Raw genomic sequence first — 9,836 nt, 5'->3', positions numbered from 1 at the left:
TGATCGAACAGCGGCTGATGGCGCGCGACAATCTGATCAAGGTGATCGACAAACATGATCTGTTCGCCAATGCCCCCAAGATGCCCTTGCCGCAAAAGATCTACAATCTGCGGATGTCGACGCGGATCGAGCAGATTTCCGTCGGCTTGCAGGGCGTGGCGACAACCCCCTCGGGGCTAAGCGTCACGGTACGTCTTGGCGACCCGCAGAAAGCAGCGGATATTGCCAATGAATTTGTCGATACCGTGCTGACGCAGAACCGGGAACGCCGCCTTGCTCTGGTACGCGAAACCCTGGGCTTCTATAGCACCGAAGAGGCGCGCGTCAGCGCTCAGATCGCCTCTGTCGAGGCCGAAATCGCAGAGTTCAAGCGCGCCAATGCCGATGCGCTTCCCGCGAACGCGGGCGCGCTGCGCGCGCAGCTCAACATGCTGAATGAAACCAGTCTTGAGATTGAACGCCAGATTATCGCGCTGGAAACCGACAGTTCGCGGCAGCGTCAGGAGGTGTTTACGCGCCAGGCGGAACAGCTTGGCGACCAGCGCGCGCTTGTAGAGGCCCGTATTTCCGGGATTGAAGAGGCAATTATCGCCGCCCCGCGTGTCGAACGGGAATTGGGCGCGCTAAGCCGCAAGCAGACCCAATTGCAGGAACAGCTCAATACGATCACCCGCAACCGGGTCGAGGCCGAGATGGCCAGCGTTCTGGAAAACAGCCAACAGCAAGAGCGGTTCGAGATCCTCGAAACCGCCATCCCGCCTGCGATTCCAGTATCGGCCAGCCGCAAGAAGCTGGCCTTGATGGGCGGAGCGGCAAGTTTGCTGTTGGGGTTGGTTCTGGCGCTTGTTCTTGAACTTATGAACCCGGCGCTGCGCAGTGCCGAACAGCTTGAACAAGAGCTTGAGATTACTCCGGTGGTCACAATTCCGGTTATCCGGCTCCGCCGTGAGCGGCGCATTCGGGCGGCCAAAGCCATTGCCGCATTCCTGTTTGCGCTGTTCAGCCTTCCATTGGTGCTGCGCCTGATTCACGAACGGATCATTCCACTGCGGTTTCTGGGCAGCCCCTAGCGCCGTCTAATAGCCGTATCTGGCAATATCGCCATCCTCGGCCCGGTTCAGAACCACACCAAGCAGCGGTGTATCCGCCCCGAAGCGACGTTTTACATCGCGCACCTCTTGCGCGGTGCTGTGCCCGCCACCTATCACGAGAAGCACCCCGTCAAATTGCGGCCGGAACCCCAGAACGTCGTCATAATAAAGCGCCGGGGGCAAATCGAAGAGCACGACATCAGGCCGCAGACGGGCATAGAGATCGTCAAGAACCTCGGCTGTCCGGGGGGATTGCAGCAACTCCGCGGCATAGGTTTCGACGCGATCATTCAGGCCTAAGGCAAGCGTATCCCCGATGTTCAAGGCGTTCTCTGCCGGGCGCAGAAACTGCTGCTCGATCGTGGCATCACCGGTCAGGAACGACGCTATCGGCCCTGGCGCAGATACGCCAAGGGTACGCGCCAGCGACGGGCGGCGCAGATCCAGATCCATCAGCATGGTATGAACGCTGGCCTGACGCGACAGGCTTATGGCGAGGTTGGCCGCAACAAAGGATTTGCCGCAATCGGGCGTGGGCGAGGTTATCGCGACGCGGTGCCAGCCGTTCGCGCGCAGGGTCGCCAAAAGTTTGGTGCGCAAAACGTCAAAGGCCACATGGGCCGGGTCTTCGCGCGTGGCACTGATCAGGCGGTTGCGCGTCAGATGCCTGGCGTCCAGTGCCACATGACGCAGCTTTGGCCAAAGCAACGGTTGCCCTGCCGGCGTCGCTTTGGCGCCTTCAACCTGCTCAGGCTCGGGCTGCTGGCGCACAGAGGTTTCGAGTATGAGCGGTTTTGTTTCTGCGGGCCGCTCGGTGATTTTCGGAATGAGCGCAAGGGGCGCCTCATCGGGCTCTGGCGTGACCGCCCCGGTCCCGGTACGGCGCGCGGCGCGTCGGCGCATATAGGCGTCATGGCGCGGCAATTTCATGACTCCCGTCCCGGACAATAGCCGATGCAAAATGGCGCGCCGAAGCACGTCGTCTTTGCCAACCTGAAAAGGCCCTGCTCAGCCATTTGAAATTCCTTTGCCTGCCCCCCTAGGTAAACAGGGTAAATCCGGCAACAATGCGTCCGAAAAAGAGAGATTGTATGCCACGCGAAGGGCTGCCTCAGAAGCCCATCAAATTGGCCTCATCCACCGCTTTTTGCAGAAACGCCTCGCGGTCCCCGATTGGTGCCCATCCGAGGACCGATTTCGGCTGACTGTTGTCGAAAGACGAGAAATGCGCCCGCGATTTCCAGTCGCGCAACGAGGCGCGGATCACGCCGGGGCGGCGCAGCGCATAGGTTTTCAGCGCGGATTTCACCGCATCCGCCGCCCAAAGCGCCGTCAGATTTCCCGAAGTGACGCGAATACGCGCGCCAAGGCGGTTATGGATGGCCTCAAAATAGGCCCGGGCCGAAAGCTGAACATCGCCGACAAGGTTGAACGACTGACCAAGGGCAGCGTCCTGTTCTCCCATGCGGATTAGCCCGTCAGACACATCGCCGATCATGACGAAGGGCAGCGGATTGTTGCCCGGCCCCCAGATCCGTACCGCGCCTGCGCCATGCCAGCGGCCAATCCCCCAATGCTGCAACGGCCCGCCGCGCCCGACCACGATACCGGGGCGCGCGATGCTGAGCGGCAGCCCTTCGTTTCGGTGCATCGCCCAGAGCCGTGCCTCGCATTCCGCCTTGGAGCGGGCATAGAGGTTGCGATCGCTCATATCGGCGGCAAAGCCGGTCTGCTCGGTGATCCGAACAGAGCTGTCGGACATGTCGTAAGAGGCAATCGTGCCGGTATAGACAAAGCGTTTGACCCCCGCAGCAAGCGCCGCGCGCGCGATCCGGTCGGACACGGCAACATCGTTTTCAAGACAGTCCTGCCATGTGGCGCCAAGGGCGCGGGCAAGGTTGAAAACCACCTCGATCCCCTCCATCGCAGCGCATAGACCGGCCTCGTCATTGAGAGAGACAGGACAGGTTTCGACCTGTTCGGCAAGGTCGGCGAACGGGCCATGCGCCCCGCGCGACAGCACCCGCACATCTCGCCCCTGTGCCACCAGGGCACGGGTAAGATCGCGCCCGAGAAACCCGGTGCCGCCGATGACCAGCGCCGTGGGTTTGGGCGCACGGCGCGGCGCAGGGAAAACCCTTGTTTCGCGGCCCTGATCGGGCATCAGGGCAATCGTGGCATCAATCGCGCGCATCACTGCCTCGGCAGCAGCACCGTCAAAGCGCGCATCCAGCGGGGCAATGCCGCGAATGGCCTTGTAAAACCCGTCAAACAGCCCCTGAAAGCTAAGCGCGTAGGGCGATTTGCGGTTCAGCGAGGCGAATTGCCGCGCGGCATTTACCGTGCCTTCACGCAGATGCTCCCAGCCGTCAGCCATCTGGCGCCTGAACGGATTCAGCACAAGATCGGCAGTATTTTCATGCGCCAAGGTAAGAACATCCGCCGCGTAATCCAGCCGCGCGATCCCCGAGGAGCCGCGCACCGTCAAAGACCGGTCATCCAGCGTTTCCACCAGTTGCAGGTTAAAGGCAATATCCACGTCCCCCGCCCGCGCCGTGATCCGCCAGCTTTGCGGACGCGTCCCGCTTCCCGGCAGGTCAATCGGTTTGCCAAGGCTCAGGCCCGTCACCGTGACAGGGCCGAAAAGGTCATGCGCAAAGGCAAAAAGATGGGGCCCGAGTTCCAGGATAAGATTGCGCGGCTCGCGCAGCATCCAAAGGCCGAACGGCCCGGAGCGCAGGGGGGCAAGCGGGAACGACCAGGTGATCTCGGCGCTGGACAAACGCCCCAGATCACCCGCCGCTATCTTGTCCTTCAGGCGCCGATAGGCAGGCAACCCCATAAAATTGTGACCGGCGGCGAAATGGCGGTTGGCGGCCTTGGCGGCAGCATTGATCCCGGCCGCCTCATCCCCCGAGAGGGCGACGGGTTTTTCCACCAGAACATGCAGGCCGGCGGCAAGACAGGTCTTGGCCAGTGCCCCGTGGCTTTGCGGCGGGGTCAGGATATGCACCGCATCAACCACGCCTGCGGCGATCATATCCTCGACCGAGTCAAAAGCCCGCGCACCATGCGCCGAGGCGAGCCCCTCGGCCGCGCCGCGCGACAGGTCACAGACCGCCACCAGCCGCACGCCGGGTGTGGCGCGCAAAGCATCGGCATGCCAGCCCGCAATATAGCCCGCCCCGATCAACCCGACCTTGATGTCACTGGCCATGCAGCCCCCTTTTCACTTGTACTCAATAATCCGCATCGCCTGTCCGCGCCATTTGCGCAGGCGATAGGTCAGCATGCCGATCAGGTTTGGAAATTTCGATAAGCTCAGGAAAACCGCATGATGCAGCGCGGTTCGTGTGGCCATGCCTTCGCGGCGCAACCCCTGAACGGTGCGCAGATAGGACAGGACATAGAGCGCCAGAACCATTGGCAAAAGCGGCCAGAACAGCAGCCCCAAAACGGCCATACCCGGCAGGACAGCGCCGTAAAGCCAGACCCGGCGGCGTTCTCGGGTGAAATATTCCGGGTGCAGATCGCCCACCTGCGCAAAACCATGACCCGAGCGCACAGCGCGCTGCCACCACTGGCCAAAGCGGCTCATATCCGCGTCGTGGCGCGTCATGTCGAGCGGCAGGCGCACAAGCCGCCAACCGGCCTTGCGCAGGCGGGTGCAAAACTCGTCATCCTCGGCGGCGATTACCGTGGGGTCAAACCCGCCGACGCCCTCGAAGGCCGCAACGCGCACCATCATGTCGCCGCCACAGGCCATGATCTCGCCCGCCGGCCGGTGCCATTCATGATCGCAGAGCGCGTTATAAACGCTGCGCTCCGGGTAAAGTTCCGCGCGCCATCCCGTGACAAGGCCAAGCCCCGGATCATCCTCAAGGGCGCGCGCCGCCGCCGCAATCCAACCCGGCACGACGGCGCAATCACCATCGACGAATTGCACCGCGTCGGGCATGTCATCGGTCAGCGCTGCCGCCCCGGCCGAGCGCGCACGCGCCGCCGTAAAGGGCGTGGCGGCATCAAGTTCCACCACCTCGGCCCCCACCGCGCGCGCCGCCGCGACGCTATCGTCGCTCGATCCGCTATCGACATAGACAAGGCGCAAACCCTGCCGCGAAAGCGAGGCAAGACAGCGCCCAAGACGCGCGCCCTCGTTGCGCCCGATGATCACGGCGGCGATGCGAAAACTCATGTGCCCGCCCCCGGCCGTTTGCCGCCTGGGGGCGTCCCGGCGCCGTACCCTTTGAACAGTTGCGCCAGCCACGCGCCCTCGCCGTCCGAGGTGAATTCGGCCAGCACCTTCGCGCGTCCGGCCTCGCCCATGGCGCGGCGCGTGTCGCCATTTCCAAGGATCTCCGACAGCGCATCGCGCAGGGCGACCACATCGCCCGGCGCCACCACAAGACCGCTTTTGCCATGCTCGACAAGTTCCGGCACCCCGGCGATGCGGGTGGTGACCACCGGCAGGCGGGCAGCCATCGCCTCCATCAGCACAACCGGTACGCCTTCGGCGAAACTTGGCAGGACAAGTGCGGTCGATTGCGCCAAAAGCCCGGCCACCTCGGATTGCGAGCGATAGCCCGCAAAGGTCAGATGCGGCGCAAGACCCATGGCACGAGCGGCGCGTTCAAGGCCATCGCGGTCCGGCCCGTCCCCCACCAGTGTAAGATGCAGGCCGGGGTGTTCGGGCAACAGGTCGCGCAGCGCCTCGAACAGCACCGGCACGCCCTTGACCGCCGCCAGCCGCCCGACAAACAACAGATGCGCGGGGGCCTCCGGCGCGGGGGCGTCATAGCGCGAGGGATCGACCCCGCAATGCACGATATGCAGTTTGGCCCAATGTCCGGGCGCGCTGAAGGCCATCGCCTGTGAACGGCAGAACTCGCTGATACAGGCGACAAAGCGGGCGCGGGCGATCTTTTCATCAAGCCGCCAGCGGTAGGGTTCGAAAAAGATATCTGGCCCATGCAGCGTGAAACTATAGGGAATGCCCGACATCTCGCTCATCAGCATGGCCACGGTGCAGCTTGATTTGGCGATATGGTTGTGCAGATGGGTGATGCCCCGCCTGCGCAGATGATCGGCCAGAACCGCCGCCTCGGCCAGGTAGATAAGCTGGTAAAGCGTGGGTTTTATCCCGCCGGGGCTTGTGCGCCACGCAAGGCGAAGCGCACCAAACCAGCGCTTGGGCCGCCTGAATGCGGCAAGGTGGGCGCGGATAAGGTGGATCGGCGATTTGACCGCCTCAAGCACATGAAAGGTCTGCGCGGCCTCAAGGCGTTGTTCGGGGCCGGTGTGATGCTCGGGGCCGGTGCGCCGGACAGAACAGGTCTCGACCGTCATGCCATGGGCGCGCAGGGCGGCGACCTCGCGCTGAATGAAGGTATCGGTGGCACGAGGATATTCGCCGGTGAGATAGGCAATCGGCCCGCTCATGGCCCGACCTCAAGGGCTTGGCGCATTGCGGTCTCGAAGGTCTGTTCAGGGCGCCAGCCAAGCCCGGTTTTGGCGCGGGCATTGCAATATCGAACCGGCATCATCCGCGCACGCAGAGTGGCCGGGCGCAACAGCCCCGGCAGTCGCGGGCCAAGCGGGGCGAGCATCCGCGCCAGACCATATAGGCCCCGCCAGCCGAGCGGCGCGACAAATCGCGGCCAGCCCCCCCGGCGCAACGCGGCAACAAAGCCCGTGCGGGTCGGACAAGCATCGCCGAGAATATTGTATACCCCGCCCGCCCCGACGCCCGTCACCGCCAGACCGAACGCGCGCGCGCAATCGGCCAGCGCAACAAGAGGCACCTCGCCACGCTTCTCAAGCAGGATCAGGAGCGGGCCGATCCAAATTCCAAGGTGGGCGTTCATCACCCGCCCCGGCCCAAGGATCGCACCGGGGCGCAGGATGGTCAGGCCAAGACCTGCCTCTTGGGCAATCCGTTCCTGTGCAAGCTTGGCGCGGGCATAGCTGTCTCGTCCCGAGGGATCCGTTTCAAGCGGGGTCTCCTCGTCGATCACCTTTCCCTCAAGGCCGGCATCCGCGCCATAAACCGACATGGAACTGGCAAGTACCAGACGCGGCGGCGTGGGGCATTGGGCCATGGCGCGGGTCAGGCGACGGGTCGCCTCAAGCGTATCACGCTCCTGTACGGCCCAATCGCCGGACAGGGCGCTTGCCAGATGGACCACCACGTCAACGCCTGTCAAAACCCCGGCCAATTGCGCGGGGCTTGCCGCCGCCAGATCAAGCGCCACCGTTTCGGCATCTTTCCCAAGCGCGCCGGGCTGCAAGCTTCGCACGAGCGCCCGCACGTGATTGCCCCGGCCAAGTATATCGGCCACAACCGCGCGGCCCAGAAACCCGCTGGCGCCGGTGATCAGGACGGTTTGCCCCCTCACGCCCATGGCAACAGATCCATGCGCTCGCACCCGCTTTGCATCGTTTGAGGCCCGGTTGTGCGGCCCGAGTTCTGGATCGCCAGAGTAACCTCGGTCAGGTGCAGCGCCATGTCGTTTGACAGCCTACAGGCGCGACCCTCGGCAAGGGCGGCCAGCATCTCGACCGGACCAAGCGCGAAGTTCATCGAGGCCGCTCCCCACCGTCCCGGTTTGGGGTGCGTGGCCCCGCGCGCGCGGATACGGCGCCCGAAAGGATGCTCCAAAAGGCGCCGCCGGATCGTCAGGCGGCGGAAAAACCGCACCGGCGCCGAATTGTCCCAGGCCCGCGCCACCTGAAGCACGCCCTTGTCACCGATCACCCGGATCCGGTGGTCATGTGGCGCGGCAATCGAACAGGTCAGCCGCGCCACCGGGCCATCGGAAAAAAACAGCGTCGCCACCGAGAAATCCGGCGTCGCCCCCGCGCCCGGCTTGCCGGGGATCACACGGGCCGAGGCGGCAACAACGGATTCAACCCGCCCAAACATGGCAATCAGCCACGTCAGGTAATAGCCCGCATGTTCCAGCGTACAGCCGACCTTGAACTCGTCCTCATAGGGCCAGGGCGCGCCGCTTTCGCTCTGCCATTTGCGATAGGGGGCCTGCGGGATGAACCCGTCGTCAAGTTCGGCGTAGACAAGGCGCGGCGTGCCCGCCACGTCGCGGTGCACGGCAGCGGCCAGAACCTGCGCCGCCTCGCCAAGCACCGAGCAGGGCGCCGAAGCAAGCATTAGGCCGCGCGCGTGCGCCAGATCATGAAGCGCCTGCGCCTGCGCCAAATCAGTCGCCAGCGGCTTTTCGGAGTAGACATGGCGCCCGGCCTCGAGACAGGCGCGGTTTACCTCGTAATGCGCGGCCGGATTGGTCAGGTTGAGCACAACATCGTCCGGCCCGAGAGTTGCAAACAGTCCCGCCAGACCCGCCGCAGGCGCCACATCCCAATGCGCGCAGAACGCGGCGAGCCGACCGTGATCTCTGTCATAGGCGGTGCAAACCGTCACCTCGGGGTGACTGGCCAGCGAGCGCATGTAAAGATCGGCCACGAAACCGCAGCCTATGATCGCAACACGACTCATGCAGCGCCCCTCACACCTGAAGCTTTTGCCCGGATCATTGCCCCGTTCCCCTGTAACATATCACCGCTAACCACATGAAAATGGCGACATTTCGACTATTTTCCCGAATTTCGCAGGTTTTGCCAGCCTGTGATGCCAACTTGCCACGTCTTGGCCGCACATTTGCACTATTTCCCCGGCATCATTCTATAGCCAGCCTTGGCTAAACACTGTTATGGTGGAACGGCCTGTGTCTTGAGTAAGAGCCATCATCGTGGAATGTCAGATCGAAGAACAGACGATCCGGATTAACCCCCGCGACCGCAACGCGCTTGAGCAAAACATCGTGGCGCGGCTGTGTGGTGGCCATGGTTTTGCTCTGGCCACGCTCAACCTTGATCATTTGGTGAAACTAAGGCGCGATCCGGCCTTTCTCGCGGCCTACCTTAAACACGACATGGTCGTGGCGGATGGCAATCCGATCGTCTGGCTGTCGCGGCTGGCAGGGCGCAAGGTCGGGCTTGTTCCGGGCGCTGACATGGTAGTGCCGCTGGCGCGGATCGCCGCAGATCTGGATGTGCCTCTGGCCTTGCTCGGCAGCACCGAACCGGTGCTGACGAATGCCGCAGGGACGCTTTGCGCGCAGGTGCCGGGGCTGAAAATTGTGGCGCAGATCGCCCCGCCGATGGCGTTTGACCCGAGCGGGGCCGAAGCCGACGAGATGATCACCCGACTGGAGCAGTCCGGCGCGCGGCTCTGCCTGTTGGCGCTTGGCGCGCCGAAACAGGAAATCTTCGCCGCCCGCGCCTACACCCGGCTCCCGCAAATTGGATTTGCCTCATTTGGCGCGGGCCTTGATTTCATTGCCGGTGAACAGATACGTGCGCCAAGATGGATACGGGCGATGGCGATGGAATGGCTGTGGCGGGCACTTGCTCAGCCGCGCCGGATGGTGCCGCGTTATGCCCGCTGTGCCGTGATCCTTCCCGGACATGCCCTGCGCGCGCTGCGCTTGCGCCGCTCAGCCTGAGATCACGCGCGGATGGCGCCGTCGCATCAATAACGCGTCCTTGATCCGCGCTTTGATCCCGCGCGGCGGCAATATCTCGCGATCCCGTTCAAACACGCTCCCGTTCAGCGCCGGATCATGCCAGAGCGCCAGTCGCGCGCCCCATTTGGCCGATTGCGCCGGGTCAAGCCCATGCGCCACGCCCATCCTTGTCGCCAGCATGCCGGGCATCCAGTCATTGATCACG

Annotated in this window: 8 protein-coding genes and 1 pseudogene; 2 read left to right on the top strand and 7 right to left on the bottom strand. The window is 63.7% G+C overall.

What is annotated here, in order from left to right; all coding sequences use genetic code 11:
• On the top strand, positions 1–1,070 hold a 1,070-nt coding region (locus QZ522_RS14685; protein ID WP_294613117.1), incomplete at its 5' end, for a chain-length determining protein.
• A gap of 6 nt (positions 1,071–1,076) precedes the next feature.
• Here QZ522_RS14685 and QZ522_RS14680 read toward each other — a convergent pair.
• The 6 genes from QZ522_RS14680 to QZ522_RS14655 form a co-directional block, all read right to left on the bottom strand.
• Positions 1,077–2,021: a CpsD/CapB family tyrosine-protein kinase gene (locus tag QZ522_RS14680; RefSeq protein ID WP_294613114.1), complete on the bottom strand. Its 945-nt coding sequence runs from the start codon at positions 2,019–2,021 to the stop codon at positions 1,077–1,079.
• A 181-nt stretch (positions 2,022–2,202) separates the two neighbouring features.
• The gene (locus QZ522_RS14675) at positions 2,203–4,308 is read right to left on the bottom strand and encodes an NAD-dependent epimerase/dehydratase family protein (RefSeq protein WP_294613111.1); all 2,106 of its coding nucleotides are present in this window, start codon (positions 4,306–4,308) and stop codon (positions 2,203–2,205) included.
• 12 nt (positions 4,309–4,320) lie between these two features.
• Positions 4,321–5,286: a glycosyltransferase gene (locus tag QZ522_RS14670; RefSeq protein WP_294613108.1), complete on the bottom strand. Its 966-nt coding sequence runs from the start codon at positions 5,284–5,286 to the stop codon at positions 4,321–4,323.
• Complete coding sequence (locus QZ522_RS14665) at positions 5,283–6,530, bottom strand: glycosyltransferase (protein WP_294613105.1); 1,248 nt, start codon at positions 6,528–6,530, stop codon at positions 5,283–5,285. Before QZ522_RS14665 ends, QZ522_RS14670 begins: the two co-directional genes overlap by 4 nt.
• Positions 6,527–7,492, bottom strand: a complete 966-nt coding sequence (locus QZ522_RS14660; protein ID WP_294613102.1) for an NAD(P)-dependent oxidoreductase — start codon at positions 7,490–7,492, stop codon at positions 6,527–6,529. Before QZ522_RS14660 ends, QZ522_RS14665 begins: the two co-directional genes overlap by 4 nt.
• Complete coding sequence (locus tag QZ522_RS14655) at positions 7,483–8,601, bottom strand: Gfo/Idh/MocA family oxidoreductase (protein ID WP_294613099.1); 1,119 nt, start codon at positions 8,599–8,601, stop codon at positions 7,483–7,485. Before QZ522_RS14655 ends, QZ522_RS14660 begins: the two co-directional genes overlap by 10 nt.
• Positions 8,602–8,854: 253 nt before the next feature.
• Between QZ522_RS14655 and QZ522_RS14650 the strand changes: the two genes are divergently transcribed.
• Positions 8,855–9,610, top strand: a complete 756-nt coding sequence (locus QZ522_RS14650) for a WecB/TagA/CpsF family glycosyltransferase (protein ID WP_294613096.1) — start codon at positions 8,855–8,857, stop codon at positions 9,608–9,610.
• Here the strand turns inward: QZ522_RS14650 and QZ522_RS14645 are convergent.
• Positions 9,602–9,836 (bottom strand): annotated as a pseudogene (locus QZ522_RS14645) (oxidoreductase); the annotation flags it as partial. The gene QZ522_RS14650 and the pseudogene QZ522_RS14645 overlap by 9 nt on opposite strands.

Origin of the sequence: uncultured Roseovarius sp. (genome assembly GCF_913054395.1) — a bacterium.
Classification (GTDB): Bacteria; Pseudomonadota; Alphaproteobacteria; order Rhodobacterales; family Rhodobacteraceae; genus Roseovarius.
Note: the sequence above shows the minus strand (reverse complement) of the source record. Positions and strands in the feature narration are given on the sequence as shown.

Excerpts from the sequence above, each read along its gene's own strand:
- QZ522_RS14680 (WP_294613114.1), bottom strand. The coding sequence starts at position 2,021 with ATGAAATTGCCGCGCCATGACGCCTATATGCGCCGACGCGCCGCGCGC.
- QZ522_RS14675 (WP_294613111.1), bottom strand. The coding sequence starts at position 4,308 with ATGGCCAGTGACATCAAGGTCGGGTTGATCGGGGCGGGCTATATTGCG.
- QZ522_RS14670 (WP_294613108.1), bottom strand. The coding sequence starts at position 5,286 with ATGAGTTTTCGCATCGCCGCCGTGATCATCGGGCGCAACGAGGGCGCG.
- QZ522_RS14665 (WP_294613105.1), bottom strand. The coding sequence starts at position 6,530 with ATGAGCGGGCCGATTGCCTATCTCACCGGCGAATATCCTCGTGCCACC.
- QZ522_RS14660 (WP_294613102.1), bottom strand. The coding sequence starts at position 7,492 with ATGGGCGTGAGGGGGCAAACCGTCCTGATCACCGGCGCCAGCGGGTTT.
- QZ522_RS14655 (WP_294613099.1), bottom strand. The coding sequence starts at position 8,601 with ATGAGTCGTGTTGCGATCATAGGCTGCGGTTTCGTGGCCGATCTTTAC.